The following is a 25,408-nucleotide window of genomic DNA, read 5'->3' as shown; positions in this document are numbered from 1 at the left end:
TCTCCTCACTTCGCGGCTTCGCCGACCGTGGCCCGCGGCGCGGACTCTCCCGGTTCGTCGGCCCGCAGCAACTCTTCGATCAGCCGGACGGCCTCCGGCACGGCGGCCGACACCGGCGGGCTGAGCCCGATTCCCTCCTCGACGGAGGCGGGTTCGCATCCCACGACCAGCGTGCGGCGCGGCGGCTGCCCGCCGGTGGTGGCGCAGAGGGTCCCCAGCAGCGCGAGCACCGTGTCGGGGGTCATCCGGTGGCCGTCGAGCGCGACGCCGTGCGGCTCGCCCGCGTCGGCACTGTCGTGTTCGATGACGTACAGGGTGCCGGGGCGCTCGCCGCGCGCGGTGGCGTCCACCAGGATCAGGGTGTCGTAGCCGTCGAGGACCTGGTACGCGAGGTGCACGCCTCGTACGCCGATGTCCACGGCCTCGACGTGCGGGGGCAGTTGCCGCCCGGCGAGTGCGCGCACGGTCTCCACGCCGAAGCCGTCGTCCCCGAGGAAGATGTTCCCGATCCCGGCGACGAGGACCTTGCCGCTCTCCCGGCGGGGTGGGTCCGCGGGCGGGCTCATGCCTCGTCCTCCAGCGGTTCGACCTCGTCGGGCTGGAAGTAGAGGAAGCGGCCCTGTTCGCGGCGGATGTCGGCGCCCGGATCGTCCTCGACCGTCACCGCCAGGTGCACTCCGCCGTCCACGTCGTGCAGCACGGCCTCGACCTTCGCCGTACGGCCCGCCACGAACAGGTCCTGTGCGTCGGTGCGGCGCAGCCCGGGCCGCAGCAGCACCCTGCTTCCCGCGCCCAGCGAGCGGCCGTCGACGACGATCCGGTCCTGCCCCGGGTCGAAGCCGGCGTCGCTCGCCGGGTCCCACCACGGGGTGTCGGGACGCGGCACGCCGAACTCGTCGGGGAAGCCGTCCGCGACGGGAGCGGACGCCCTTCCGGTCGCCGCGCCCGCTCCGGTCACCTCGCGCAGACTGCGCACCGCCCCGTGGAGGCGCTCCAGGACCTCGGGCGGCATGGTGTCCGCCAGGTCGATCACGGCGGCCGCCCGGTCGTCGGTGCCCCGGGCCTCGCGCTTCTCCTCGTCGGTGAGCGCGGCGGTGCGCAGGGCGAGGATCTCGTCGATCTCGGTGGCGTCGTACAGGGCCCCGGGGCTTTCCGGGGCGATCGCCGGGTGGTCCTCCAGGATGATCGGCGAGGACAGCACCACGTCCGCGCGCCCGGGTTCACCGGCGAGGACCGGCCAGGTGTGCAGATTGCGGCAGGACGCGACCGCGTGCTTCGCCCACTCGGGGGGATCCGTCATCGACAGGAACGACCCCGCGCCGAGTCCCATGAGGAGGTGGGTGGCGACCAGGGAGCGCGGGAGGGCCGCGTCCCGGTCGGCCGCGGTGCCGTCCGGGGGTGTCCAGGTGCTGGTGTTCTCGACGATCGCGGTCAGCCGCAGCACGCGGTAGGGCCCGTCGAGTTCGCTCGCGGACAACCGGAGTACGCCGCTCGTCTCCTCGTAGCGGCGGACCATCCGGCCGACGACGCGACCGCTCTCGTCGAGGACGGGCTCGGTGTCCTCACCCGCGGGGCGGTCGAAGGGGACCCGCACGCCGTCGCCCAGGAGTTCGTCGACGGGCACGACCGCCTCGACGCGCTCCTCCGTTCCCTCGTCCCAGGGGACCAACGTCCGGTCGCCGAGCCGGAGTTCGGGAACCGTCTCGAAGCCGCCGTCCGGGCGCGCCCGCTGGACCGTGCGGCGCCGGGCGCGCAGGAAGCGCAACTCGACCGCGAGGGTGGCGTCCGCCTTGGGTTCCATCAGGCATTCGGTGTGCTGGAACTCGTGCTCCTCGCAGTCGGCTCCCCAGGCGGGCGGGACGAGCACGCCGAACTGCCAGCGCAGCCGGTTCTTGGCCGCGGAGGCACGGTACGGGTAGAGCACATAGCCCTCGAAGAGGACGGCGTCGGCCACCTGCCGGGCGACGGCGAGGCGGGCCTCGGTCTCCGGGGCGAACGTGGTCACGCTCACGGAGCGGTCCTTCCGGTGGTGCTGGTAGTGCTGGTGATGCCGGTGAGACTGAATCTTCGGGGTGGTGCGGGAGCCGCCCCGCCGCTCTCGTCGAGCAGGGCCCGCACGGTCGCCTCCCAGGAGGGCAGGGCCCGTCGGGAGCGGAAGGCGAGCAGGGCGTCCATGGTGTCGCGGGGCAGCCGGATCCAGCCGCAGCCGGGGAAGTGCTGTTCGACCATCTCCCGCCAGGTGGCCACCGGCATCCGGAAGACCGCCTCCCGGTCCCACGGGACGGGTTCGACGCGAAAGCCGCCCGCTCCGGTGAACGCCGTGCCGGAGAACAGCATCAGCAGCGGCACTTCACCGCTGGTCAGCGCATCGAAGTAGCGGGTCGCGGCGATGTCCATGTCGTAGGTGCACGGCACGACGAGGTCCGTCTCGGTCTCCCCGGTGAAGGCGGGGACCATGACGGAGACCTGGGCGAACTGCACCGGTTGGAGGGTGCTGCCCCAGCGCGAACGTTCGCCGAAGAGATCGGCGAGCCCCTCGGCCTCCGCGGTCTCGTAGCCGCGCTTGGCGGGCTCGATACGGATCTGGCAGCGCAGCGCCATGGCGTGGACCGGTTCGTCGCCGGTCGCGGTGATGCGCAGCCGGAAGACCAGGGTCGGTCCGGCGGCGAACCGGTCCGCGCGCACGCCGGTGCAGGTGAAGGCGAACTCCGTCACGCCGGGCCCTCCTCGCGTACGGGGCGGGCGCGTCGCTCGACGTGTGCGAAGAAGGTGTCGAGGGCGGCGCGGGCCTCGGCGCCGCCGTCGAAGCCCTGCCACAACAGGCGCATCCGGCCGACCAGTTCGTAGCAGATGTCGACGGGCACGAGATAGCACTCGCAGCGGCCCTCGTGGCGGCGCAGCAACAGCGCCTCCACATCGGGTTCGAGCAGTTCGGCGAGGCGGCTGTCACCGAGGACGGAGCTCCATGTCGCCGGATCGAGTTCGCTCTCGGTGGCCCCGGCCGGGCTCGGATAGAGGGCCACCAGCCGGTCGAGCGCGGCGTTGCGGAAGAAGAAGGCGACGCCGACCGGGATCTGCAGCGCCTCCCAGGCGCCCTCGTCGAGCTGGTGGTCCGGGTCGGTGAGATAGCGGTCCGGAACCGCGCGGAAACGGCCGCGTGCGGCGCCCGGCTGTTCCATCAGCAGGGCGCAGGACGTACAGGCGCAGACGATGGCCCGGTGCTCGATGTCCACCAGGTGGCGGTGGCGTGCCTCGTCCACCGCCACCGCGCACAGTCCGCACCGCTCCGGCCGCGGTTCACGTCCGGTCAGGAACCTGCGCAGCCCGGAGTCGCGCGTGGCCGGTCGGGGGGCCGGGGGCGCGCTCATGGGGCCTTCGCCGGTGCCGGTCCCGCGGTGGTGGCGGTGCGGGTTCCGGGCCCGTTGCCGATCTGGAGCAGCGTGGGCTCCCCCGTGCGGCCGGCGGCCTGTACCTCGACCGCCGTGACCTCCGGCGCGAAGCAGGCCAGCGCGTCCTCGGCCGCCTGCTGGGCCGTCGTACCGCTCGCCGCGCAGCCGCATCCGCCGCCTCCGGCCGCCCGCAGCCGGAGGGTGCCCGTCTCCTCGTCGAAGTCCACGACGTCCAGTTCGTGATTGCGGACGCTGTCGAGCGCGCGGGTGATGCGGGTCGTCCGGTCCTCGGGATGCAGGTCGTGCAGGACGAGGAGACTCGCGACCAGTTCGTCGCCGAGCAGGCCCGCCAGGGGATCACCGGGGGTTCTGCGGCCCACGGGCGTGGACAGCAGGTGGAGCATCCGGGCCAGGCCCGCACCGTAGAAGTCCATGAGGGCCTGGACGAGTTCCTCGGCCGCCGCGCGGGCGGCCGGGTCACCGGTGGTGGCGAGCCGGTCGAGTACGTCCTCGATCCGCTGCCCGGTGCGCACCGCGTCGACCGCCGGTGCCGTCCTCGTCGCGTCGATGGTCGTGCCCGCGCTCATCCGCCCAGTCCGCTCAGGCCGGTGGGCATGTGCATCTTCTGGACGGTCTTGCCGCCACCGACGTACATGTGCACGCCGCACGGCAGACAGGGGTCGAAGCTGCGGACGGCACGCATGATGTCGATGCCCTTGAAGTTCTCCGGGGAGTTCTCCTCGAAGATCGGCGTGTTCTGCACGGCGTCCTCGTACGGGCCGGGCGTGCCGTAGGTGTCCCGGGTGCTGGCGTTCCACGGGGTCGGCGGGTACGGGTGGTAGTTGGCGATCTTGCCGTCACGGATCACCATGTGGTGGGAGAGCACACCGCGGACCGCCTCGGTGAAGCCGACGCCGATGCTCTCGTCGGGCACCTCGAACTTCTCCCAGGTCTGGGTGCGTCCGGCGCGGACCTCCTCCAGCGCCTTCTCCGCGAAGTGCAGGGCGACGGCGGCGGTGTAGGCCTGGAAGTAGGTGCGTGCGCGGTTGCGTTCCAGCGCGTTGCTCCAGCGCGGGATCTTCCACTCGAAGGTGGTCTCAGGCTTGGTCATGGTGCGCGGCAGGTTGATGACCACGCTGTGGCCGGTCGCCTTCACATAGCCCGTGTCGACGAGGCCGGACAGGGCGGTGGACCACAGACGGGCGATGGGGCCGCCGCCGGTGTCGAGGGCGAGGTGGTCCTTGCCGTCGAACCAGCGGGGCGACATGACCCAGCTGTACTTGTCGTCGAAGTTCCGCTTCTGCGGGGCGGGGATGGTGTGCTGGTTCCACGGGTGGCGCGGGTCGACCGGGTTGCCGAGCGGGTCGTGGGTGACGAACTGCTCCTGGCCCTCCCAGTCCTCGTAGTACGAACTGCCCAGCAGGATGCGGATACCGAGGTTGATCTTGGTGAGGTCGTTGGTGACGAGCTTGCCGTCGACGATGATGCCGGGGGTGACGAACATCCGCCTGCCCCAGTCCGTCATGTTGGCGTAGGTGAAGTCGCAGTACTCGGGGTCGTTGAGCGCGCCCCAGCAGCCGAGCAGCACCCGTCGGCGTCCCACTTCCTCGTACCCGGGCAGGGCCTCGTAGAAGAAGTCGAACAGGTCGTCGTGGAGGGGGACGACGCGCTTCATGAACTCGACGTAGCGCATCAGTCGGCTGAGGTAGTCCGTGAAGAGCTGGACGGAGGCGATGGTGCCGACGCCGCCCGGGTAAAGCGTGGAGGGGTGCACATGGCGGCCCTCCATGAGGCAGAACATCTCCCGGGTGTAGCGGCTCACCTGGAGCGCCTCGCGGTAGAACTCGCCTTCGAGGGGGTTGAGGGACCGCATGATGTCGGCGATCGTCCGGTAGCCGTGCTCGGCGGCGTGCGGCGCCTCGGTGCGCTCGGCGAGTTCGAGGACGCCCGGGTTGGTCTCCTTGACCATCTTCTCGCAGTAGTCGACCCCGACCAGGTTCTCCTGGAAGATGTTGTGGTCGAACATGTACTCGGCGGACTCGCCGAGGTTGATGATCCACTCACCGAGGTGCGGGGGCTTCACGCCGTACGCCATGTTCTGCGCGTACACCGAGCAGGTGGCGTGGTTGTCCCCGCAGATCCCGCAGATGCGGCTGGTGATGAAGTGCGCGTCGCGGGGATCCTTGCCGCGCATGAAGACGCTGTAGCCACGGAAGACGGACGAGGTGCTGTAGCACTCCGCGACCCGCTTCTGCTTGAAGTCGATCTTCGTGTGGATGCCCAGGCTGCCCACGATCCTCGTGATCGGGTCCCAGGCCATCTCCATCAGGCCGCTACCGTCGCCGGCCGCCTTCGTCTTCGGTGCCATCGTGTGTGTCGTGCCCTTCTTCGCGCGGGTGGTCCGGGAGGGTGTGGACGGGCTGGTGGAGCTGTGTCTCAGGTGGGGCGGGGGTTCACCACGGCGGCCGGTATCCAGTGGTGATCTTGTCTCCCGTGTGGCGCCACTTCGGCTCCTTGTCCACGGTGTTGGTCGTGAGCGACCTGAGTCTGCGGATCACCGCCCCGTAGGCGCCGCTGGCCGTGACGGACAACTTCGCGCCGGGAGGTTCGTCCATGAACGGCATGAACTTGTCGGGGAACCCGGGCATGGTGCAGGCGATGCAGATGCCGCCGACGTTCGGACAGCCGCCGATGCCGTTCATCCAGCCCCGCTTGGGCACGTTGCACTTGACGACCGGTCCCCAACAGCCCAGCTTCACCAGACACTTGGGCGAGTCGTAGGTCGTCGCGAACTCACCCTGCTCGTAGTAGCCCGCGCGGTCGCAGCCCTCGTGCACGGTGGCGCCGAACAGCCAGGACGGGCGCAGCTTGTCGTCGAGCGGGATCATCGGGGCCGAGCCGGCCGCCTGGTAGAGCAGGTACGTCAGCGTCTCGGCGAAGTTGTCGGGCTGGATGGGGCAGCCCGGGACGCACACGATGGGGATGCCCGCGTGCGACTTCCACTCCCAGCCGAGGTAGTCGGGCACGCCCATCGCGCCGGTCGGGTTGCCCGCCATGGCGTGGATGCCGCCGTACGTGGCACAGGTGCCGATGGCGACGACGGCGAGCGCCTTGGGCGCGAGCCGGTCGATCCACTCGCTGGTCGTGATCGGCTGGCCGGTCTCGGGGTTGTCGCCGAAGCCGCACCAATAACCCTCGGGCTTGATCGACTCGTTGGGGATGGACCCCTCGACGACCAGCACGAACGGATCGATCTCGCCCCGCTCGCCCTTGAAGAACCACTCGATGAACGTGTCCGCGCCGCCGACCGGACCGCATTCGAAGTCGATGAGGGGCCAGTGAACGGCGATCTTGGGCAGCCCCGGCAGAGCGCTGAGCGCGATCTGTTCGATGCTCGGCTGCATGGCCGCCGTCAGCGCGACGGAGTCACCGTCGCAGCTCAGCCCGGCGTTGATCCAGAGGATGTGGATCGTGGGCGTCTCGTCGGCGGGCGCACCACCGGCGTTCGTCGCGCCGGCCGTACTGGGTGTCGCCGCTGTCATGGGACCGCCTCCTCGGGGAGGTGAGGGACAAAAGCTTATATTTCGACCATCAGCTCTCTTCGTACCAGCCATCCGGCCGACGCGAGAGGTCATCCAGGGCCGTTCCAGTGACACGCGCCCTCGTGGACCGGTCCGCTCCCGCCGCCGCCCTCGTGGCCGTGGTCGCCGCGAGGCCGAGGTGCGGCGGGGTGGACTCCGGTCGGCGCTTGTGGACGAAGGCGCGGCGCAGTGCGTGGTAAGGGGCGTCCGGGTCGTCGAAGGTGCGGCGCATCCTGCTCAGCTCCCGCTCCCGGAAGGCGGCCAGGGGCTCGCCGCACTCCTGGCGTTCCAGTTCGGCCTTCTTCGCGGCGATCCGGGACGGTGATCCCGGCAGCGCCGCCAGCCGGGCCGCGAGGCGGCCGACCTCCGCGGCGAAGTCCCCGGGGCCGCAGTCGACCACCCGGTCGACGAGCCCGAGGTCGCGGGCGCTCGCCGCGCTCATCGGCAGGGCCTCGCCCAGCAGCCGGTCGGCCGTCGCCCCACCCACGCGGCGCGGCAGGGTGTACGTCCAGTACTCCGAGCCGTACAGGCCCATGAGCCGGTAGTGCGGGTTGAGTACGGCGCCGGCGCGGCACCAGACCTCGTCGGCGGCGAGGGCGAGCATCATCCCGCCCGCCGCGGCGTTGCCCGCGACGGCGGCGACCACCAGGCGGTCCGTGGTGGTCAGGACCGCCTCGACGAGGTCGTCGACGGCGTTGATGTTGGCCCAGGACTCGGCGGCGGGGTCCTCGGCGGCCTCGATGACGTTGAGGTGGATTCCGTTGGAGAAGAAGTCCCGCTGCCCGCCCAGCACCAGCACCGAGGTGGGCCGCGCGCATGCCTGCCGGTAGGCGTCGAGAAGGCGTCGGCACTGCGTGGTGCTCATCGCTCCGCCGGGGAACGAGAACGAGAGGACTCCGACGCTCCCCTCCTCCCGGTACCCGATGTCCGTCCAGGTGCGCCGGCGCGGGTCCGCGCAGTCCGGTGCGGCGAGCTCCGGCAGGGACGGCAGCCGGTCGCCGAGGGCCTGTGCGGCGGGCAGTTTGTAGGTGGGCGGCTGTCCCTGAGCGCGCCTGCGCCGCAGCTCGGGGATCCAGACGGCGCCGTCCGTCGTGGCCCGGCAGACCGCGCCGGCCCGGGTGGCCAGCAACTCCCCCGGGGCACCGCGCAGGCCGCCCTCGGGGTGGCCGCCGTGCAGGTACCACTCGGCGCCGCACAGCACGTCCAGCACGCCGGGCTGCGAGTCCGCCGCGCGCAGCTTGCGCAGGACGGTCTCCGTGGAGTCGGCGTCCCAGTCGATCCGCCGGACGCTCTGGTCGAGGTACGGCCGGATGCGCACCGGGGTGTATTGGGCGTGGGCCGGGCCCTGTGGTCGCGGGGTGTGGGTCCCGGAGGCGAAGCGTTCCACGGCGAGCAGGACGGCCGTGAGCGCGGCGTCGGCGATCTCGCCCCGGTACAGGTCACTCTTGCCCACCGGCGGGACCACGCAGTCGACGGACGCCCAGACGTCCCCGGCGTCCATGTCCTCGACCGCCTGAAGGACCGTCACCCCCCATCGGTCGGCGCCCCGCTGGATCGCCCAGTCCAGCGAGGACGGCCCCCGGTCCCCGAAGGGCCCCGGGTGGACGATGAAGCACGGGTACGCGGCCCACACCTCGCGGGGGATCGCCGTCTTCAGCATCGGCGCGAGCACGAGGTCCGGCGTGTGCCGTCGGACGGCCTCGGCCAACGGGTGCCCGGGCAGCGCGAGTTCCACCGCGACCGTGTGCCCGTGGTCGCGCAGTTCGACGTGGACGCGCTGGGTGAGGCTGTTGAAGGCGCTGGCCACGAGCAGGATGTGCACGGCGGGCTCCGGCGGCGGACGGTGCGGGCGGCGACGCCCCGGTCGACTGCGATGCTCGGACACGCCGGACCGCCGGGCCCCGACGACAGGCTGAGGGGTCACCCGAAAGCGGACGCCTACCCGCCACCCGGCGGCCCGGTCCTGATCCGAACGACAGGCCCTACATGCGGTACGTCGCCTCGTCGAAGTCGGCGGGCGGGCCACCCCCGGTCAGGTCCCAGGCCCAGAGTCCGACGAACGCGCCGGTGAACCCGAGGACGCGGATCCGGTCGCCCTCCAACTCCTCGGCGTGTTCGTCGGAGAACACGGTCGCGTCGAGTGTCGGGCCGAGGGGACGCCAGCCGGGGCCCGTGTCGTAGCGGAAGCGCAGGGCTGATCCGTCGAGGTCGAGCCCGAGGCGCAGCCGCGTGGTGTCGCCGAGGGGTTTCCCGCCCGCTTCGTCGACGGTGAGCTCGCCCCGGTCGCATGCCGCCACGCGCAGCACCGCACGCCCCTCGCCGTCCGCGGTGACGTGCAGGAAGTACCAGTTGCGGGTGTTGCCGTCGTGGCCGTCGTGGCCGTCCGGGCGTGGGTCTGTGCCGTCGGTAAGTGGGTCGGGGGCCGGTATCTCCAGGGCGGGCAGGCCGCTGGGGGTGCGCGGCCATCCGTCCGGGGTCCAGGTGACGGGTGCCAGCGCGGTCTCGCGGCCCAGGCCGCACGGTCCGTGCCGTGTGTGCGGCCGGGCGACGAGGTAGGCGAGGTACGACAGGCCGCCGGGGGTGTCCACCAGGCTGCCGTGCCCGGCCTTCTGGAGGGGCAGGTCCGGGTGGTGGCGGGCGGTGATCAGGGGGCCCGCGGGGTCGCGTTCGTAGGGGCCGGTCAGGGTGCGCGAGCGGGCGACGGTGACCTGGTGGTCGTAGCCCGTGCCGCCGTCCGCGGTCAGCAGGTGGTACCAGGGGCGACGCCAGTCGTGGACCAGGTTCAGCAGCCGGCTGTCGGCGCCGTCGTGGAAGAGGGAAGCGTCGAATCCGCGCGCGTGCAGCGGCACCGGGTCGGACCAGGGCCCGTCGTTCGACTTCGCGGTGACCAGGTGGTTGGGGCTGTCGGTGAAGCCTCCCGCGTGCGTCGACACATTGCTGTGGACGAGGTGGAACAAGCCGTCGGCGTGGCTCAGGTTCGGCGCCCACACCCCGCCGGAGTCGGGACACCGGTCAGGTCGAGCAAGCGGGTGCTGTCCAGGGCGCCGCCCAGGGGCCGCCAGTGCACGAGGTCCCTGGAATGGTGCAGCCGTACCCCCGGACACCACTCGAACGTCGAGGTCGCCAGGTAGAAATCGGCTCCCACGCGGAGGATGGACGGGTCCGGATGCGAGCCGGCCAGGACCGGGTTCCGGACGACCTGCGCGGTCCGCTGCCGCATACGTCTCCTTCGACGGGCGATGATCGAGAGCAGGTGATCGAAGAGGACCGTAGTGTCGAACACGTTCGCAGGCAACGGTGGTTCCTCCGCCGGCAGCCCGTACACACCGAAGGGATCGGAATCGATGAACGACGTCACGACCGAGAGCCAGGTCCGCTCGCTCAAGGAGGCCGTCGGGCGGTACGGCATCTGGAGCGGGGGCCTGCGCTCGGAGGATCCGCAGGGGCGTGGCGAGCGCGCCGAAGCCGCCGCCGAGCTGGAGCAACTCGGCTTCGGCGCCGCCTGGTTGGGCGGAAGCAGCAGCGCGGAGAACGCGGCGCCACTCCTCGCGGCGACCGAGCGGCTCATCGTGGGGACCAGCATCCAGAGCATCTGGACACAGGACGCCTTCGCGAGCGCGGCGGGCTTCGCGGAGCTGGAGACGGCCCACCTCGGCCGCTTCGTGCTCGGCCTCGGGGTGAGCCACGCCAAGATCGCGGACCAGTACCGTCGCCCCTACGCGAGCATGGTCGCGTATCTGGACGAGCTGGACGCGAAGGGAGTGCCCGCGGGACGCCGGATGCTCGCCGCCCTCGGCCCGAAGATGCTGGAGCTCTCACGTGACCGCGCCGCCGGGGCGCTCCCCTACCTCGTGACGCCGGAGCACACCGCGCAGGCCCGCGAGATCCTGGGCGAAGTCCCGCTGCTGGCACCGGAGTTCAAGGTCGTCCTGGAGACGGACCCGGACCGCGCCCGCACGCTCGCCCGGGGCGTCCTCTCCTTCTATCTGTCGCTGCCGAACTACACCAACAGCTTTCTGCGGCTGGGCTTCGCCGAGTCCGACTTCGCGGACGGCGGCAGCGACCGTCTCGTGGACGCGATGTTCGCCTGGGGCGACGAGGACCGTATCCGTGCCCGTGTCGAGGCCTTCCACGCGGCGGGCGCCGACCATGTGGCGCTCCAGGTGGTGACCGGACAGACCCCCGACTCCCTCCCGCGCGAGGAGTGGCGCCGACTGGCGGGCATCCTGCTCTGACTCTCCCCCGCGCTTCCAGGTCCTCGCCGGTCCCCTCCGTGGTGGCTCACATGGTGTAACGCGCTACACCATCGATCCGGGGGGCCGGTCCCTCGTGGCGGCGGGCGGGCGACGGGATCGTTGACGGCAGAGATCGCAACGGACCAGCGCGTCCCCTGCCGAAGGAAAATCCCGTGAAGTCACTGCTCGCCGCCGTACGGTCGTTCGTCGCCAACCTGCTGCTCTGGTCGTTCTTCGTGGGCGGCCTCGCCGCGAGTTCCGCCTCCGGCGCCGTCCTCGACGGCACGCAGAAGGACGTGGCCACGTACGCCGGTATCGCCGTGTCACTGGTGGCCGGCTCGCGCATCGCGAAGAAGCCGCAGATCAAGGCGTTCCTGTCGACGCCGCCGGTGCTGTGGTTCCTGTTCCTGTTCAACGGCGCCGTGGCCACGGTCTGCTACTTCACCATGGACGGCGTGAAGGGAATCATGGCCGCCGTCGGCATGGGTCTGGTCTCACTGGGCGCCGCCGGCGGCCTCGTCGCAGGCCGCCGGAAGAAGCTGGTCCGGGCGGTCGACCAGCCCTGGTACTGACCGGCCGGCCCACCCCGCTTCCGCTGCCCCCTCGCCCCGTCACGCCCGAATTCCTCTGAAGGGACCCTCCCATGGCCACCGCCCGCCGACGTGGACGCCGCGTCGCCGCCACCCTGGCCACCGTCGCCCTGACCGCCGGGCTCGCCACCGGCTGCGACGGCGTCGACAACTCACTGGACTGCCTGCAGAACGCCGACACGATCGCCGACAGCCTCAAGGCGATCAACGAGGCCGGCCTGGACGCCGCGAAGGATCCCGCCCGGACCGACAAGTCCATCGAGACCATCTACAAGAACCTCGACAAGATCGACGACAAGACGAACGACGGCAAGGTCGACAAGGCGGTCGACAAGCTCGACAAGGCCGTCGCCGACTACAACAAAGCCATCCTGAACGGCGACACGAACCCGGACTCCAGCAAGATCAATGACGCGGCCGAGGAGCTGAAGAACGTCTGCACGTCGTAACGTCAGGTGCGGCGTGCGGCCCACACCGTGCGCTCGGTGCGCACCCTCAGGTCGATGCGGCGCAGGATGCTGTGCGGGCTGCCGGTGTCGAGCAACCGGTCGAGAGCGGCCAGGTCCTCGACCGTCAGGGCGGATGCGACGCCGCCGCGCATACGGCGCAGACTGCTGAGCGCGTAACGGCCTGCCGCTTCGGTGCGGGGCGGGCCGATGTCGACGGTGACGGTGCGCTCGCCTTCGACGGTGAAGCCGGCCTTTGTCAGCTTGGTTCCCCAGTCGGCGCCGCGGTGGGGGACCTGCTCGGCATGATGGTGGTCGAGTGCGGCATGGCAGCGCTCCTCCAGACCGGGAGCGTCCTCCGGGGCGTCTTCGGGCAGGAACCGGGGGAAGCCGGCCAGCTCGACGACGGCGAACAGCCCGCCCGGTGCCAGCAGGTCGTGGACCTGGCGCAGGGTGCGGTCGGGGTCGGGCATGTGGTGCATGGAGGCCGACGCCCAGACCAGCTCCGGCGTGCCGAGTTCGGGCCACGCCGTCGCGTCGAGGTCGGCCCGCACGATGCGCACACGGTCGGCCGCACCGGCTGCGGCTGCCTTCTCGCGCAGACGGTTCAGGTGGGCGGCCGACAGGTCGACAGCCGTCAACTGCGCCTCGGGAAAGCGCTCGAGCAGAGCGAGGGTCCCGGCTCCGGTCCCACAGCCCAGATCCACGATGCGGCGGGGGTCGGTCCCGATCGGCAGCCAGGTGGTGATGGACGCGAGGTGTTCGGCGAGCACTTCCGCGTCCAGGTCGAGGATCTCCACCTGGTCGCCTGTGTCGTGCCCGTGCTCGTGAACATGGTGCGCGCCGTGGGGCGCTGGGTGCGGGGAGGGGTGGTTCATGCGCCCACGCTAACTGGCCCTAACAAAGCCGCTGTACGTGTCGGTGGGTGATCAGGCAGACGGCGAGACCGAGGAAAGCTTCGTGGATGTCGTCACGCCGTTCCCAGCGGATGCGCAGGCGGCGGAAGCCGTGCAGCCAGGAGATTGTGCGCTCGACGACGTAGCGGAAGATGCCCAGGCCGGAGCCGTGTGGCTGGCCTCGTTTCGCGATCACGGGGCGGATCCCGCGTTGCCAGAGCAGGCGGCGGTACTTGTCATGGTCGTAGCCGCGGTCGGCCAGCAGCGCGTCGGGCCGTCGGCGAGGTCTGCCGACCAGGCCGGCGACCGCCGGGATCTTGTCGAGCAGGGGCAGGAGCTGGGTGACATCGTTGCGATTTCCGCCGGTCAGCGTTACCGCGAGCGGGATGCCCTGCCCGTCGACGATGAGGTGGTGCTTGCTGCCCGGCCGTGCGCGGTCGACCGGGCTGGGACCGCTTTTGGGCCCCGCCGAGCAGCCCGGACGTGGGAGGAGTCGATCACCGCCCGCGACCAGTCCAGCTGGTTCTTCGACCGCAGTTCCTTCAGCAGCACCACGTGTAACTGGTCCCAGACGCCGGCCTCGTTCCAGGCGGCCAGCCGTCGCCAGCAGGTCATTCCCGAGCCGAAGCCCAACTCCTGCGGCAGATACTCCCACTGGATGCCGGTGTGCAGCACGAACAGGATCCCGCACACTGCCTGCCGGTCCGGCACTCGAGGTCTGCCTTCCACCAGCTTCGGTCCCGGCGCGGGCAGCAACGGCTCGATGAGCGACCACAGTTCATCCGACACGATCCACGGCCTCGACTGACGTTTCCCCACGACCAGACCAACGAGCAGACAAGCCAACAGTCACATGATCAACAGCTTTTGTTAGAGCCAGTAAGCGGGCCCTCCGCGTGTGAACTGGCGGGTTGCTGAATACGCAAGACGATGGCCTGCTGGACTGCGGAACACGCAAACGGTCACGCTGACGGGCGGTTCACTTTCCCGACGTCCTCGCCACGCTGGTGACCGCGGCGGGCGTCACGGTCGAAGATGCCCAGGATCTCGCACGGTCCGCCCTCGGCGCCGATGGCGTGCGGGAGCATCGTGGGGAACTCCGCCGCCTGGTTGGTCTCGATCCGCAAGCGCCGATTGCCCAGCAGCAGGCACGCGGTGCCGGAGAGGACGACGAGCCATTCGCGGCCCGGGTGGGCGCGCATGCGCGAGGGGTTGTCGGGCGGCGGGTCGGTCATGCGCTGGCGTACAACGGTCATGCCGGGTTCCGCCTTGATGGGCCAGCGCATCAGCCCGTGGGCCGCGTCGATCATCGGGTGGGAGACGACGTCGTCCGCGGCGGTCTCGACCAGTTGGTCGAGGGAGGTGTCCAGGGCGCGGGCGAGGGTGACGAGCTGGTCCAGCGCCAGGCGGCGCCGGCCGTTCTCGATGCGGCTGAGCGTGGACTGGCTGACCCGGGCGCGGGCGGCCAGCTCCTCCAGGGACCAGCCCTGAGCCACGCGCAGGGCGCGAATGCGTTTGCGTACCAGGCTGTCCAGCTCACCGTTGTCTTGCGCCATGGGCAACATCGTATGCCTCTACGGCAAGGTGCCGTCAGCCTCGTAGATCGTGGCGGCCACCGTGCTCGTCGCGCAGGGCGGCCGTGTCGGAGCGGTCGCCCCACACGGAAGGTGTACGTGTGACCGTCACGGTCCGACAGCGTCCTGCCGCAACGGACAGGTTTGCGCTGGGCCTCCCAGGTCAGGCGTAGTGGTAGAACGCAGAGGAGAGAGGCATGTGTGCGGAGCACCGGACGAACTCCCCCGACACCACGACCGTCCCCGGCCGGCTGCGTTCACCCGGACCGCGCAGCCCGGCCGAAGTGCGCGAGGCGGTCAGGCACGCGCTCGAAGAAGACGTACGACGGTCCGGCGGGCGCGACAGCGCGGGCGATGCCCTCGCCGTCGGCGACGCCCTGCTCGTCGCCTCGGAACTCACCACCAACGCGATGCTGCACGGCGGCGGTGTCACCGAGTTCGAGGTGATGCTGGCCGACCGGGAAATACGTCTGTCGGTGAGCGACCACAGCCGGGAACTGCCCACACCGGCAGAGCACCCCGACGAGCCGGGATCCATGAGGATCGGAGGCCATGGCTGGCCGATCATCTGCCGCCTCGCCCGCGACATCACCATCGCGGAACTCCACACCGGCGGCAAGCGCATCACGGCCGTCGTACCGCTCTCACCGCACTAGGGCTGGGACCACCAGGGCTGGGACGACGACACCGTCGTACTCCTGTGGTCGGCCGCGGCTCGGAACGAGTTCACGCCGTGAGGGCCTGGCGGGGCGTGCCGGTCGCGGAGGGTGCGCCTCGCACCACGGGGCGCACGGGGTACGTGGTCTTCGCCGGATCCACCACCGGGTCGCCCAGCTCGATCCGACCCGCCGCGTGCAGCGCGTCGCACTCGTCCGTGGGCAGGGCCACGTAACAACCACCGCGCCCGGAACCGGAACTGAGGGGCTGCCAGTAGCCGTACCGGCGCCGCCCGTTGGCATGCACGGTGAGGCAGACGGCAACGCGCTGGACGGTGATCAGACGCAGGACCTCGGCATCGCCGGGGCCGAGCGGAGCGGGCGTGCGCGGGAGGGATCGGAGCATCGTCAGCGGTCTCCGTTCAGGGCTCGCGGCACGGCACGGCGTCGGAGAGCGGGCGTCATGTGCGGGCGGCCTTTCGACGGACGGGTTCGATCGCGTACCGCCGGGAGCGGTGACGTTCTCGCTGCTCAGCATTGTTGCGGAGGGCACTGACAATGCGGTCGGGGTTGCTCCGGGGCACACCGCACACCGCCGATCCAGGTCCTGAACCCGGTCCCGGTCCGGGTCCGGTCCGGGTCCGGTCCGGTTCCGGGTCCCGTTCACCGCTGGTGCGGCAGTGGCTCTACGCGAGGGGCAACGGGGGCACGGCCGTCGCGAGCGTCCTGCTCGCCCTGGACGAAGGGGTCGTCGGCGGGGTCGTAGGGTCCCTCGTGGTCGGCGAGTGTCCCAGTGACCCGCTCCCACTCCTCGGCCTCCGACCGTGCGACGACCGCGTCCCGGCCGGTGAGCGAACCCGCGCGAGCCGCCTTGCGGGCGGTGGCCAGCGCGGACCTCGCCTCGTGGTGGCGCATTCCCGTGGCCGCGCGGCGTACCCGCGCCCAGGCGGCACGCTCTTCGTCGGAGGGCTCCGGCACCTCGTCACCCGTGTCGTCGACGGGACCGGACGCTCGGTGCTGCTCCAGGCTCACTGCTCCACCTCGTTCAGGTGCGGGGGCTGCTGATGTGTCCTTCGGCAGTCCCGTGTGCCCCGGTCGCGCGAACCGACACCTGCCGGCGGCGAAGAAGCGCTCACCAGGGCAGGAAGGCGTGCACGTCCTTGCCGTCGGGCCGCACCACGACGCTCACCTGGTGGCAGAGCGCGTGGACGAGGTGCCAGCCGATTCCGCCCGCGCCGTGCGCCGGGTCGACGCGGCGCGGCGCGGGCGGCGTCGTGCTGCTGTCGCGGAGCGTGACATGCACGCCGTCGAAGGTGGGGCGGATCCGGAGTTCGAAGGGGCCGGGAGCGTACTGGACGGTGTTCGCCGCCAGCTCCGTCACCACCAGCAGGATGTCGTCCCAGTGCTCGGCCGCTCCGGGCGGTGACGTCCGCGCGAGTGCGCACAGATAGTCGTCCGCCACGAGGCGGGCGTCGGTCACGTTGCGCAGCTGTCCGGGAAAGGTGCTGGTGAGGCCCGGGGGCTCGTCGCCCGGCACCTTCTCGTCCCCGTTCGGGTCGCTTTCCATCGCGCCTCCCCGGTCTCGTCGGCGGGATGTCTTGCTCTTCCTCGCCCCACGCGCCTTCGCACAGGGTGTCCTCGCACCGCGCGGGCGTCGCCCACCCTTCGCGACCCGCGTGCCTACGATCCGGTGTCCCGGGACCTGCGGGCGACCGTACGCCGCCTCAGCGCGCGCCGTTCGGTCTCACTCGTACCGCCCCAGACGCCGATGGTCTGCCCCGTGTCGAGCGCCCAGCTCAGGCACTCCTCACGGACGGGGCAGTGCCGGCAGACGGCCTTCGCCTCCTCGATCTGCGGCAGCGCGGGACCTGTGCTGCCGATGGGGAAGAACAGATCGGGGTCGACGCTCCGGCAGGCCGCGGACTCGCGCCAGTCGTTCATGGGGGCCTCCTGTGATCGCGATGGTCTTGCGCGATCCGTTGTTCGTCGGACTTCGGTCCTCCTTCGGGTCACCCTTGATCGCACCTGCGAAACAGACGGTTTCGCGGGGACGGCGCGGTTTGAACGAGGAACGACGCGGACAGCCGTGTACGGGCACGGCGCCCCCACCCGCCCGTCCGGCGCGGCGGGGACGCCCGAGTGGCAAGATGGGATCGCGGATGAGCGTCGGCGGCGCTTCGACGAACAAGCAGGTGGCACATGTCCCATGAGCCCGGCGAGGTCTGGGAGCAGTTCGCCGTCGCCCTGGCGGACATGGCGCGGGATCTGCTGGCCCAGGACACGGTCCAGGGCACACTGGACCGCGTCGTGGAGCATGCGTCGGTTCTGATCAACGGCTGCGACGACGCCGGCATCCTCACCGTGCGGCGGGGCGAGGTGCGTCCTCTGGCGGCGACGAGCGACGTGGTGCGACGTGCGGACCGGATCCAGCAGGATCTGCGGGAAGGCCCGTGCTTCGACGCCGTGACCGACCGTCAGCAGATCTACACCATCGAGGACCTGAGCCGGCCGCATGAGCGCTGGTCCCACTTCGCCCCCGAGCTGAGAAGGCTGGGCATGGGGAGCGTGATGGGCTTCCTCCTCTTCACCGAGGACGACGAGCTCGGGGCCCTCAACCTGTACTCCCGCCGGCCGCGCACCTTCGACGAGGCCGCTCAGCGGGCCGGCTGGATCCTCGCCTCGCACGCGGCCGTGGCCTTCTCCGCGGCCCGTACGCATCAGCAGCTCGGTGACGCCCTGGAGACCCGTCACGAGATCGGCGAGGCCATGGGCATCCTCATGGAGCGCTACGCGCTGACCGAGGACTCGGCGTTCAAGCTGCTCAAGAAGGCGTCCCAGGACCACAACATCAAACTGCGCGAGATCGCCCGCCGCATCTGCGAAACCGGCGAAAAGCCCAGTTGACCGCTCCGGGCGCAACGGGCGGCGATCCGGCATGAGCGACCCGGCAAAGACCGTCGAAACCGCCGCCGACCTGCTGTGACTTCGACCACCCCCTCTTGCCCCGGCAAAGAAGGCATACCTAAGTTTCGTTTCATGGCCCCACATAACCCCCCGCCCCCCGACGGCACCCCCGCGCTGGTCGACTTCTCCGTCGACCTCAGCGCGCAGGAGGTGCAACGACAGGCCCAGGTCCTGGCCGCCCTCGGCCCCGACTGGGACCCGATGGAGGTCATGCGCGGCGAGGAGGCCGCGTACGACCTGCTGTACTCCGGTCTCGACGAGGAGCAGCAACGCCTGTACGACGACCTGGTCGCGGCCGGCGTGCTGCCCCCGCGCGGAGGCGGCCATGCTGCCGCTTGACCCGCAGGCGGACCGCGGGCGCCGTGCCTGGGTGAGCTGTCCGAACTGCAACGACAGTCGCGGCTGCGCACCGTGCGAGCAACGGCGCACCTGCTCCGACCACTGGCGCTATCTGCTCTCCAACACCGGCAGCCTGCTCCACCTTCAGTGCCCGTCCTGCACGCACGTGTGGGTCCACGAGAGCGGCTTCGGTGCCACCCGCTCCCTGTGGAACCGCATCACGAGCGGCCGCCCGGATCCTCGCTGATCGCCCCGGCTCAGAGCACGTGCGGGTCGGTGGGTGCCCGCGGTCCGTCGGGGATGTAGTAGGCGATGAGGGCGGCCGTGTCGTCGTTGAGACGGTTGTCGCTGTAGGCGAGCAGATCGTGGTGGAGCCGGTCGAGGAGTTCTCGGGGCGGGAGGAGGCCCCAGGAGCGGATGCGCTGGACGAGCGGGTAGAAGGCGCCGTCCCGGTCGCGTGTCTCGGTGACGCCGTCGGTGTACAGCAGGAGCTGGTCGCCCGGCCGAAAGGGATGTTCGTCGGTGCGGTACGGCTCACCGACGAGCACACCGAGGTTGAGGGGCGGTGAGGACCGGTCCGTCTCCAGTTCGGTGACTTCGGCGGCGCTGATGAGCAGAGGGGGCGGGTGGCCGCAGTTGACGATCCGCACGACACGGTCGGGACTCACGATTTCCGCGAAGACCGCGGTGACGAAGCGCTCGGCCATGTCGCTGCTGGCGTAGTCGGCGGCCCGGCGGCTCATGCTGGTCTCCACCCGGCCCGCCAGGGCGGCGAGGTCGGGCTCGTCGTGGGCGGCCTCCCGGAAGGCGCCGAGCAGGGCGGCGGCGGTCTCCACGGCGAACAGACCCTTGCCCCGGACGTCGCCGATCACGAGGCGCAGGCCGTACGTCGTGGGCACCGCCTCGTAGAGATCGCCTCCGACGTGTGCCTCCGCGTCGGCGGAGAGGTAGAAGCTCTCCACCAGGATGTCACCGACGCGGTGCGGAACAGGCCTGAGCAGGACGCGCTGGGCGATCTCGGCCACGAAGCGCACGGTGGCCAGCGTGCGCTCCCGTCGCATCCGGCTGACGGCCAGGATGGTTCCCAGAGTGCCGATGAGAACGGTGCAGAAGTAGGCGGCCACGTAGTGGCGGTCCCACAGGTAGCCGACGGAACGTCCCGCACAGCACGGGGTACCGGCCAGAACCCCTTCGAGCGCCACGGCGAAGACGGTGACACAGACGACCATCACGGGGCCGTGGGCGAAGGCGGCCACCAGCGGGAGAGCGATCAGCAGGAAGCTCACCGGCCACTGCACGGGCGTGATGGGCTCGATCAACAGGACGGCCGCGACGTAGAAGAGGGGGAGCCAGCGCATCCACATGGGGGGTGCCGGCAGTGAGCGGCCCGTGCTGTTCGGGTGCGGCGCTGGGCTCGCCGCCTCCGCGCCACGGCCCCGCCACCTCACGGTGTCCCGCGACGCTGTGCGAGGGGCGGGAGCGCGGACACCAGCAAGGCAGGGGAGTGCACCGAGAGCGGGCCCGCGAGCGGACGACACGACTGACGGCTCGTTTCATGCAGCCTGTTCACACGGAACTCCTGGCACACGGTTTCGGCAGGACGCCCAGCCTGCTGCGCCGCGGCACGGCGTACCCGTCATTGCTCCACTCAGCGGCATGTCAGGCACCGGACCGTGCCGACGACACACCCGTCACCGTCCCTGCCTCGGGGGGCGTGCTTCAGAGTGCCTGGAGCTGGGTGAGCAGGCTCAGGGTGTCGGTGTTGACCCAGTACTCCGCGAACCTGCCGTCCCGCATGCGGAGTGTGTCGGTGCCGGTGAAGGTGACCACGGTCCCCGGCTGGGCCTTGGCGCCGGGGAAGCCGCCGGCGTAGGTGCCGGTGGCCGTCCAGCGCACCGATGCGTAGCGGCCGTCGACCAGCGGGGGGACCTCGATGGTGAAGCGCAGGTCGCGGAATGCCGCGCGGGTCTGGCCGATCCAGGCCACCACGCCGTCGACGCCCCGGATGGAGCTGCCGTCACCGCCGTCGAGGAGGGCGGCGTGGACCCGGAAGCCGGGAGAGATGATGCCCGGGGCCTGGGCGACGTCGCCGTTCCAGAGCCGCAGCCACGCGTCGAGCATCGCCTTCGGCTTCTGCTCGGCCGCCCCACGGTCGTGAGCCGTGGCCGTCCGCTCGGCCGCGGTGGTCGGTGAGGTGTCCGCGGCGGCCGTCGTGGCGGTGAAGGCGAGGACGGCGATCGCCGCGGGGACGAGCAGTCGCGCCCGGTGACGCCTCGGGGTGGCGGGGGTCGCGGTGGGGGTGGCGGACATGGCGGTTCCTCGCGTTTCGGGTGAGGGAGGGATGGCAGGGGTGAGGTGTGCGATCGGCGGCAAGGTGCGCGTTCGGACGGCTGCGGAAGAACCTGCTACGGGTTCAGCACGACCTTCCCGGCGACGGTGCCGGACTCGGCCAGTCGCAGAGCGTCGGCGGCGCGGGTGAGGGGCAGTTGGGCGGCGATCTGGGCGGTGACGTCACCGCGCTGGAGGGCTCCGAAGACCTGGGTGAGGTCGGCGCGCAGTTGGGCCCGGAACCGGTTCTTGGCCAGCGCCCGCCCGGCCCAGACGTTGAAGAAGTAGGCGCGGCGACGGTTGGGCAGCGCGTTCCACAGCCATACCCGGCCGAGCAGCTTGAGCACGGGCCACTGCTTGGAGCCCTCGTCGTCCCGGGTGGAGGCGCTGCCGTACGAGACGAGCGTGCCGCCGGGCGCGAGGAGGTGCCAGGAGTCGACCGCGCTGCGGCCGCCGACGTGGTCGAAGACGGCGTCCACCCCGGCGGGTGCGAGCTCGCGGACCCGTGCGGCCACGTCCTCGGTGCGGTAGTCGACGGGGATGACGCCCCGCTCCCGCAGCGCGTCGTGGTGACGCGCGGACGCCGTGCCGATCACCTTCACGTCCGCGGCCTGGGCGAGCTGGACCAGGACCGAGCCGACGCCGCCGTTGGCACCGTGGACCAGGATGGTCTGCCCCGCGCGGACGCGTGCCTTGCGGTGCAGCATCTGCCAGGCGGTGATGCCGTTGACCACCACGGTCTCCGCCTCCGCCGCGCCGATCCCGTCGGGCACCGGCACCACGTCCGCCGCGTCGACGAGCACGTGGCTCGCCCAGCCGCCGACCTTGACCAGCGCGGCGACCCGGGTGCCGGCCAGAGCGGGCTCGACGCCGTCGCCGGTCGTGAGGATGGTGCCGACCAGGTCGTAGCCGGGCACGAACGGGAACGCAGGCTGGTCGTAGTACCGGCCGCGGCGCATCTGCTGCTCCGCGAAGGAGACCCCGGTCGCCTCCATCCGGATCACGACCTGGCCGGGGCCCGCGGCGGGCACGGCTCCGTGCCGGATCTCCAGCCCTTCCGGCTCCACCTTGCCCGGCAGTACGACCTCGACGAGTCCTTCGGCGTTCATGACGACCTCCACTGCGCTCCGCGTTGGTTACTCACTTCTGCGTTCGTTAGAAGTTATAACTCAACACGAAGGGGAGAGTCAATAAGTTTAGTGACACCCTCTAACTACAGGCGGCGACGGAACGACACCATTGACATGCACGCAACACGCTTCCAACACTGAACCCCAAAGGTCCATACCTTCTCCGGCAGTTGAGAATGGAAGGGGTTCACCCATGCGACGTGTTACGCGTCTTCGCTGGGGCCTGTCCGTCCTGTTGGCCCTCGGCACGTGCACTCTGGGGCTGTTGCCCGTCGACACGGCGACGGCACAAGCGTCCAGTTCCCGCCCCCTCTCCCCCGGCCTGGTCACCGCCATGCAGCGGGACCTCGGCCTCACCGCGTCGCAGGCCCGCACCAGGGGCGAGCGTGAAACCGCCGCCGCCGAGCTCGCACCACGGGCCGAACGGGCGGCGGGGCGGACGTTCGGCGGTTCCTGGTACGACCCGGCGCGCGGCACCCTCGTCGTAGGAGTCACCGACACGGGCACCGCGGCGGCCGACGCCGTACGAGCCACCGGCGCCACGGTCGTACGGGTCGCGCACAGCGCCCGGATGCTGGACGCGGCCAAGGCCGCCCTCGACGACACCGCCACGTCGGACGGCGCCCCCACAGCCGTCCGCAGTTGGCATGTCGACCCGCGCACCAGCAGCCTGGTGGCCGAGGTCCGCAAGGGCGCGGAACACAGCGCGACGGTCACGGCGTTCCTGGCGCCCGCGCGCGAGGCGGGTCTGCTCACGGTCCACAGCTACGCCACCGGGCAGACGCCGCGCACGTTCTCCGCGGGCACCGTAGGCGGCGACCCGTACTACATCAACGGCAACACCCGCTGCTCCATAGGCTTCTCCGTGGTGGGCGGCTTCGTGAGCGCCGGACACTGTGGCTCGGCCGGCAGCTCGGTGGCCGGCTGGGACGGCTCGGCGATGGGCCGCCGGATCGTCGTTCCCGGGCAACGACTACTCGTACATCCGGATCGGCAACGGCTGGTGGACCGTACCGGTGGTGCTCGGCTGGGGCACCGTCAGCGACGTACTGGTCCGCGGCTCGGCCGTGGCCCCCGTCGGCTCGTCCATCTGCCGCTCCGGCTCCACCACCCACTGGCACTGCGGCACCGTGCTCACCCAGAACGAGACCGTCAACTACAGCCAGGGAGCCGTCTACGGCCTGACCGGCACCAGCGTCTGCGCCGAACCCGGCGACTCCGGCGGCTCGTTCATCACCGGCGACCAGGCCCAGGGCGTGACCTCGGGCGGCTGGGGCAACTGCACGAGCGGCGGCCAGACCTGGTTCCAGCCCGTGAACGAGATCCTCAGTACGTACGGACTCACCCTCGTCACCGCCTGACGGCCATGGGCCGCGGGCCGAGCGTTCCCCGCTCGGCCCGCGGCCCGTGGAGAAACGCTCCCGCGGTCACCCGCAGGTCACTGCTGACGGAGATCCTTCACCCGGCGGAGCTTGCCCATCGAGCGCTCCAGGGTCTCCGGGTCGACGATCGCCACCTCGACGGTGACCCCCACGCCGTCCTTGACGCCCTGGGCGATCGTCTTCGCGGCCGCCTCCCGCTGCTCGGCCCCGGCCCCGGGACGCGCCTCGACGCGGACGGTCATGTGGTCCATCCGGCCGCGCCGGGTCAGCTGCACCTGGAAGTGCGGGGCGACCGCGGGTGTGCGCAGCACGATCTCCTCGATCTGACTCGGGAAGACGTTCACACCGCGCAGGATGATCATGTCGTCGGAGCGGCCGGTGATCTTCTCGATGCGGCGGAAGGCGGGCCGGGCGGTGCCGGGCAGCAGCCGGGACAGGTCGCGGGTCCGGTAACGGATGATCGGCAGGGCCTCCTTGGTGAGGGACGTGAAGACCACCTCGCCCTCCTCGCCCTCGGGCAGCACGGCGCCGGTGAACGGATCGACCACCTCGGGGTAGAAGTGGTCCTCCCACACATGCAGCCCGTCCTTGGTCTCGACGCACTCCTGCGCCACCCCAGGGCCGATCACCTCGGACAGGCCGTAGATGTCGACCGCGTGGATGTCCATGCGCTCCTCGATCTCACGGCGCATCGCCTCCGTCCACGGCTCGGCCCCGAAGATGCCCACCTGGAGGGAGGTCGTGCGCGGGTCGACGCCCTGCCTCTCGAACTCGTCGAGCAAGGTGAGCATGTAGGACGGGGTGACCATGATGATCTCGGGCTCGAAGTCCTGGATGATCTGCACCTGGCGGGCCGTCATGCCACCGGAGGCGGGGATCACCGTACATCCGGCGCGCTCGGCGCCGTAGTGCGCGCCCAGGCCGCCGGTGAACAGGCCGTAGCCGTAGGAGATGTGCACCTTGTGCCCGCGCCGGCCGCCGGCCGCACGGATGGAGCGGGCGATCATGTCGGCCCACATGGAGAGGTCGTTCTCGGTGTATCCGACGACCGTGGGGCGGCCCGTGGTGCCACTGGAGGCGTGGATGCGCCGCACATCCGCCATCGGGACGGCGAACATGCCGAAGGGGTACGTCTCCCGCAGATCCGCCTTGGTGGTGAAGGGGAACCGCGACAGGTCCTCCAGGGAGCGGCAGTCGTCGGGCTTGATCCCGGCCTCGTCGAACTTCCTGCGATACAGCTCCACGTTGGCGTACGCGTGCCGCAACGTCGCCCGCAGTCGGTCGAGTTGGAGCTCCCTCAGCTGCTCACGGGTGAGGCGCTCGCCCTCGTCCAGCAGATCCTGGGGAAGCGGCTCTCCCAGGCGGTCCGGGCGGGGTCCCGTGGCCGCGCCGGCCGTCGCTGCGGTGTTCATCGCGACTCCTTCGTCGTCGTGCCTCTGATACTGCGGCTGCGTCCGCGGAACTCCGCGATCACCTCGTCGCCGCGCAGCACGCTCACGTCGTAGATGCCGCTGCGGCCGAACCGGGTGCGCTCCCGTGCCGTGGCCACCAGGGCATCACCCTCGTACGCCGGGGCGACGAAGTCGATGTCGGCCCCGGCCGCGACGGTCACCGGTCCGTGGCTGTTGCAGGCGCAGGCGAAGGCGGTGTCGGCGAGCAGGAACAGATAGCCGCCGTGGGCGATCCCGTGTCCGTTCACCATCGCCGGCGTCACGGTCATCCGGAGCACGGCGGTCCCTTCACCCTGCTCGAGAAGCTCGATGCCGAGCGCCCGGGACGCCTCGTCCGCGGCGAACATCGCCTCCGTGGGCGTCGCCCCGGCCGATGTCGCACCTGTGGCCTGCGTCACCTTTTTCACCACCTTGTGTCCCGACCGAACATTCGGTTAGCGTGCGGCA

Annotated in this window: 27 protein-coding genes and 2 pseudogenes; 8 read left to right on the top strand and 21 right to left on the bottom strand. The window is 70.9% G+C overall.

Annotated elements, in window-relative coordinates; translation table 11 throughout:
• Positions 1–5: 5 nt before the first annotated feature.
• From OG798_RS46100 to OG798_RS46060, 9 genes and pseudogenes are all read right to left on the bottom strand, one after another.
• Positions 6–566 (bottom strand): hydrogenase maturation protease, encoded by a 561-nt coding sequence (locus tag OG798_RS46100; protein WP_095851014.1) that lies wholly within the window; start codon positions 564–566, stop codon positions 6–8.
• Positions 563–2,011 carry a hypothetical protein gene (locus tag OG798_RS46095; protein ID WP_121414045.1) on the bottom strand — a complete coding sequence of 483 codons (1,449 nt, stop codon included), beginning with the start codon at positions 2,009–2,011 and terminating at the stop codon, positions 563–565. The genes OG798_RS46100 and OG798_RS46095 overlap by 4 nt, the downstream gene beginning before the upstream one ends.
• Entirely contained in the window at positions 2,008–2,715 is a 708-nt protein-coding gene (locus tag OG798_RS46090) for a DUF6084 family protein (protein WP_097223765.1), read from the bottom strand. Before OG798_RS46090 ends, OG798_RS46095 begins: the two co-directional genes overlap by 4 nt.
• On the bottom strand, positions 2,712–3,368 hold the full coding sequence (locus tag OG798_RS46085; RefSeq protein ID WP_095851017.1) for a DUF5947 family protein: 657 nt from the start codon (positions 3,366–3,368) through the stop codon (positions 2,712–2,714). Before OG798_RS46085 ends, OG798_RS46090 begins: the two co-directional genes overlap by 4 nt.
• Positions 3,365–3,976 (bottom strand): hypothetical protein, encoded by a 612-nt coding sequence (locus OG798_RS46080; protein ID WP_095851018.1) that lies wholly within the window; start codon positions 3,974–3,976, stop codon positions 3,365–3,367. The genes OG798_RS46085 and OG798_RS46080 overlap by 4 nt, the downstream gene beginning before the upstream one ends.
• On the bottom strand, positions 3,973–5,757 hold the full coding sequence (locus OG798_RS46075; RefSeq protein WP_054232508.1) for a nickel-dependent hydrogenase large subunit: 1,785 nt from the start codon (positions 5,755–5,757) through the stop codon (positions 3,973–3,975). The genes OG798_RS46080 and OG798_RS46075 overlap by 4 nt, the downstream gene beginning before the upstream one ends.
• Before the next feature lie 85 nt (positions 5,758–5,842).
• Positions 5,843–6,931 (bottom strand): hydrogenase expression protein HypE, encoded by a 1,089-nt coding sequence (locus tag OG798_RS46070; RefSeq protein WP_095851019.1) that lies wholly within the window; start codon positions 6,929–6,931, stop codon positions 5,843–5,845.
• A 49-nt stretch (positions 6,932–6,980) separates the two neighbouring features.
• Positions 6,981–8,792, bottom strand: a complete 1,812-nt coding sequence (locus OG798_RS46065; protein WP_328759045.1) for an enoyl-CoA hydratase-related protein — start codon at positions 8,790–8,792, stop codon at positions 6,981–6,983.
• Positions 8,793–8,952: 160 nt separating this feature from the next.
• Positions 8,953–10,190, bottom strand: a pseudogene (locus tag OG798_RS46060) (family 43 glycosylhydrolase).
• A 124-nt stretch (positions 10,191–10,314) separates the two neighbouring features.
• On the opposite strand from OG798_RS46060, the gene OG798_RS46050 reads away from it, so the two are divergent.
• The 3 genes from OG798_RS46050 (at position 10,315) to OG798_RS46040 (ending at position 12,244) form a co-directional block, all read left to right on the top strand.
• The gene (locus OG798_RS46050; protein WP_328759042.1) at positions 10,315–11,205 is read left to right on the top strand and encodes an LLM class F420-dependent oxidoreductase; all 891 of its coding nucleotides are present in this window, start codon (positions 10,315–10,317) and stop codon (positions 11,203–11,205) included.
• A gap of 173 nt (positions 11,206–11,378) precedes the next feature.
• Positions 11,379–11,777 carry a hypothetical protein gene (locus tag OG798_RS46045; protein WP_095851021.1) on the top strand — a complete coding sequence of 133 codons (399 nt, stop codon included), beginning with the start codon at positions 11,379–11,381 and terminating at the stop codon, positions 11,775–11,777.
• A 71-nt stretch (positions 11,778–11,848) separates the two neighbouring features.
• A complete protein-coding gene (locus tag OG798_RS46040) occupies positions 11,849–12,244 on the top strand; it encodes a hypothetical protein (protein WP_328759041.1) in 396 nt (131 codons plus the stop codon).
• A 2-nt stretch (positions 12,245–12,246) separates the two neighbouring features.
• Here OG798_RS46040 and OG798_RS46035 read toward each other — a convergent pair whose 3' ends face one another.
• From OG798_RS46035 to OG798_RS46025, 3 genes are all read right to left on the bottom strand, one after another.
• On the bottom strand, positions 12,247–13,119 hold the full coding sequence (locus tag OG798_RS46035; RefSeq protein ID WP_328759040.1) for a class I SAM-dependent methyltransferase: 873 nt from the start codon (positions 13,117–13,119) through the stop codon (positions 12,247–12,249).
• A gap of 19 nt (positions 13,120–13,138) precedes the next feature.
• A protein-coding gene (locus OG798_RS46030) for an IS5 family transposase (RefSeq protein ID WP_443054100.1) occupies positions 13,139–13,956 on the bottom strand; the annotation gives its coding sequence in 2 pieces (ribosomal slippage) (positions 13,139–13,624 and positions 13,627–13,956; 816 coding nt in all).
• A 143-nt stretch (positions 13,957–14,099) separates the two neighbouring features.
• Complete coding sequence (locus tag OG798_RS46025; RefSeq protein ID WP_328759039.1) at positions 14,100–14,693, bottom strand: helix-turn-helix domain-containing protein; 594 nt, start codon at positions 14,691–14,693, stop codon at positions 14,100–14,102.
• A 215-nt stretch (positions 14,694–14,908) separates the two neighbouring features.
• On the opposite strand from OG798_RS46025, the gene OG798_RS46020 reads away from it, so the two are divergent.
• A complete protein-coding gene (locus OG798_RS46020) occupies positions 14,909–15,367 on the top strand; it encodes an ATP-binding protein (protein ID WP_120986547.1) in 459 nt (152 codons plus the stop codon).
• 70 nt (positions 15,368–15,437) lie between these two features.
• Here OG798_RS46020 and OG798_RS46015 read toward each other — a convergent pair whose 3' ends face one another.
• The 4 genes from OG798_RS46015 to OG798_RS46000 form a co-directional block, all read right to left on the bottom strand.
• Complete coding sequence (locus OG798_RS46015) at positions 15,438–15,773, bottom strand: hypothetical protein (protein ID WP_095851026.1); 336 nt, start codon at positions 15,771–15,773, stop codon at positions 15,438–15,440.
• Positions 15,774–16,030: 257 nt separating this feature from the next.
• Positions 16,031–16,399, bottom strand: a complete 369-nt coding sequence (locus tag OG798_RS46010) for a hypothetical protein (protein WP_095851027.1) — start codon at positions 16,397–16,399, stop codon at positions 16,031–16,033.
• Between the two features lie 100 nt (positions 16,400–16,499).
• Positions 16,500–16,934, bottom strand: coding sequence for an ATP-binding protein (locus OG798_RS46005; protein WP_121414052.1), 435 nt, complete (start codon positions 16,932–16,934; stop codon positions 16,500–16,502).
• Positions 16,935–17,047: 113 nt separating this feature from the next.
• Positions 17,048–17,308, bottom strand: a complete 261-nt coding sequence (locus OG798_RS46000) for a WhiB family transcriptional regulator (protein ID WP_095851029.1) — start codon at positions 17,306–17,308, stop codon at positions 17,048–17,050.
• A 258-nt stretch (positions 17,309–17,566) separates the two neighbouring features.
• Between OG798_RS46000 and OG798_RS45995 the strand changes: the two genes are divergently transcribed.
• From OG798_RS45995 to OG798_RS45985, 3 genes are all read left to right on the top strand, one after another.
• Positions 17,567–18,271, top strand: a complete 705-nt coding sequence (locus OG798_RS45995) for a GAF and ANTAR domain-containing protein (RefSeq protein ID WP_095851030.1) — start codon at positions 17,567–17,569, stop codon at positions 18,269–18,271.
• A 132-nt stretch (positions 18,272–18,403) separates the two neighbouring features.
• Positions 18,404–18,670 carry a DUF6400 family protein gene (locus OG798_RS45990; RefSeq protein WP_121414053.1) on the top strand — a complete coding sequence of 89 codons (267 nt, stop codon included), beginning with the start codon at positions 18,404–18,406 and terminating at the stop codon, positions 18,668–18,670.
• Positions 18,657–18,917, top strand: a complete 261-nt coding sequence (locus OG798_RS45985; protein ID WP_054232522.1) for a hypothetical protein — start codon at positions 18,657–18,659, stop codon at positions 18,915–18,917. Before OG798_RS45990 ends, OG798_RS45985 begins: the two co-directional genes overlap by 14 nt.
• Positions 18,918–18,927: 10 nt before the next feature.
• Here the strand turns inward: OG798_RS45985 and OG798_RS45980 are convergent, their stop codons facing one another.
• The 3 genes from OG798_RS45980 to OG798_RS45970 form a co-directional block, all read right to left on the bottom strand.
• Positions 18,928–20,028, bottom strand: coding sequence for a PP2C family protein-serine/threonine phosphatase (locus tag OG798_RS45980; RefSeq protein WP_328759038.1), 1,101 nt, complete (start codon positions 20,026–20,028; stop codon positions 18,928–18,930).
• 361 nt (positions 20,029–20,389) lie between these two features.
• On the bottom strand, positions 20,390–20,980 hold the full coding sequence (locus OG798_RS45975) for an ester cyclase (RefSeq protein WP_328759037.1): 591 nt from the start codon (positions 20,978–20,980) through the stop codon (positions 20,390–20,392).
• Between the two features lie 95 nt (positions 20,981–21,075).
• On the bottom strand, positions 21,076–22,107 hold the full coding sequence (locus OG798_RS45970; RefSeq protein WP_095857568.1) for a medium chain dehydrogenase/reductase family protein: 1,032 nt from the start codon (positions 22,105–22,107) through the stop codon (positions 21,076–21,078).
• 214 nt (positions 22,108–22,321) lie between these two features.
• On the opposite strand from OG798_RS45970, the pseudogene OG798_RS45965 reads away from it, so the two are divergent.
• A pseudogene (locus tag OG798_RS45965) lies at positions 22,322–23,489 on the top strand (S1 family peptidase).
• Between the two features lie 77 nt (positions 23,490–23,566).
• Here the strand turns inward: OG798_RS45965 and paaK are convergent.
• On the bottom strand, positions 23,567–24,922 hold the full coding sequence (gene paaK / locus OG798_RS45960) for a phenylacetate--CoA ligase PaaK (protein ID WP_097223770.1): 1,356 nt from the start codon (positions 24,920–24,922) through the stop codon (positions 23,567–23,569).
• Entirely contained in the window at positions 24,919–25,308 is a 390-nt protein-coding gene (gene paaI / locus OG798_RS45955) for a hydroxyphenylacetyl-CoA thioesterase PaaI (RefSeq protein WP_121414055.1), read from the bottom strand. Before paaI ends, paaK begins: the two co-directional genes overlap by 4 nt.
• Between the last annotated feature and the right edge of the window lie 100 nt (positions 25,309–25,408).

Source organism: Streptomyces sp. NBC_00271 (assembly GCF_036178845.1).
Taxonomy (GTDB): Bacteria; Actinomycetota; Actinomycetes; order Streptomycetales; family Streptomycetaceae; genus Streptomyces.
The sequence above is the reverse complement of the archived record's forward strand: the minus strand, read 5'-3'. Positions and strand labels throughout refer to the sequence as shown.

Coding starts and splice junctions, on each gene's coding strand:
- OG798_RS46100 (WP_095851014.1), bottom strand. CDS start 566: ATGAGCCCGCCCGCGGACCCACCCCGCCGGGAGAGCGGCAAGGTCCTC.
- OG798_RS46085 (WP_095851017.1), bottom strand. CDS start 3,368: ATGAGCGCGCCCCCGGCCCCCCGACCGGCCACGCGCGACTCCGGGCTG.
- OG798_RS46080 (WP_095851018.1), bottom strand. CDS start 3,976: ATGAGCGCGGGCACGACCATCGACGCGACGAGGACGGCACCGGCGGTC.
- OG798_RS46075 (WP_054232508.1), bottom strand. CDS start 5,757: ATGGCACCGAAGACGAAGGCGGCCGGCGACGGTAGCGGCCTGATGGAG.
- OG798_RS46070 (WP_095851019.1), bottom strand. CDS start 6,931: ATGACAGCGGCGACACCCAGTACGGCCGGCGCGACGAACGCCGGTGGT.
- OG798_RS46050 (WP_328759042.1), top strand. CDS start 10,315: ATGAACGACGTCACGACCGAGAGCCAGGTCCGCTCGCTCAAGGAGGCC.
- OG798_RS46040 (WP_328759041.1), top strand. CDS start 11,849: ATGGCCACCGCCCGCCGACGTGGACGCCGCGTCGCCGCCACCCTGGCC.
- OG798_RS46035 (WP_328759040.1), bottom strand. CDS start 13,119: ATGAACCACCCCTCCCCGCACCCAGCGCCCCACGGCGCGCACCATGTT.
- OG798_RS46025 (WP_328759039.1), bottom strand. CDS start 14,693: ATGGCGCAAGACAACGGTGAGCTGGACAGCCTGGTACGCAAACGCATT.
- OG798_RS46020 (WP_120986547.1), top strand. CDS start 14,909: ATGTGTGCGGAGCACCGGACGAACTCCCCCGACACCACGACCGTCCCC.
- OG798_RS46015 (WP_095851026.1), bottom strand. CDS start 15,773: ATGCTCCGATCCCTCCCGCGCACGCCCGCTCCGCTCGGCCCCGGCGAT.
- OG798_RS46005 (WP_121414052.1), bottom strand. CDS start 16,934: ATGGAAAGCGACCCGAACGGGGACGAGAAGGTGCCGGGCGACGAGCCC.
- OG798_RS46000 (WP_095851029.1), bottom strand. CDS start 17,308: ATGAACGACTGGCGCGAGTCCGCGGCCTGCCGGAGCGTCGACCCCGAT.
- OG798_RS45995 (WP_095851030.1), top strand. CDS start 17,567: ATGTCCCATGAGCCCGGCGAGGTCTGGGAGCAGTTCGCCGTCGCCCTG.
- OG798_RS45990 (WP_121414053.1), top strand. CDS start 18,404: ATGGCCCCACATAACCCCCCGCCCCCCGACGGCACCCCCGCGCTGGTC.
- OG798_RS45985 (WP_054232522.1), top strand. CDS start 18,657: ATGCTGCCGCTTGACCCGCAGGCGGACCGCGGGCGCCGTGCCTGGGTG.
- OG798_RS45980 (WP_328759038.1), bottom strand. CDS start 20,028: ATGCGCTGGCTCCCCCTCTTCTACGTCGCGGCCGTCCTGTTGATCGAG.
- OG798_RS45975 (WP_328759037.1), bottom strand. CDS start 20,980: ATGTCCGCCACCCCCACCGCGACCCCCGCCACCCCGAGGCGTCACCGG.
- OG798_RS45970 (WP_095857568.1), bottom strand. CDS start 22,107: ATGAACGCCGAAGGACTCGTCGAGGTCGTACTGCCGGGCAAGGTGGAG.
- paaK (WP_097223770.1), bottom strand. CDS start 24,922: ATGAACACCGCAGCGACGGCCGGCGCGGCCACGGGACCCCGCCCGGAC.
- paaI (WP_121414055.1), bottom strand. CDS start 25,308: ATGTTCGCCGCGGACGAGGCGTCCCGGGCGCTCGGCATCGAGCTTCTC.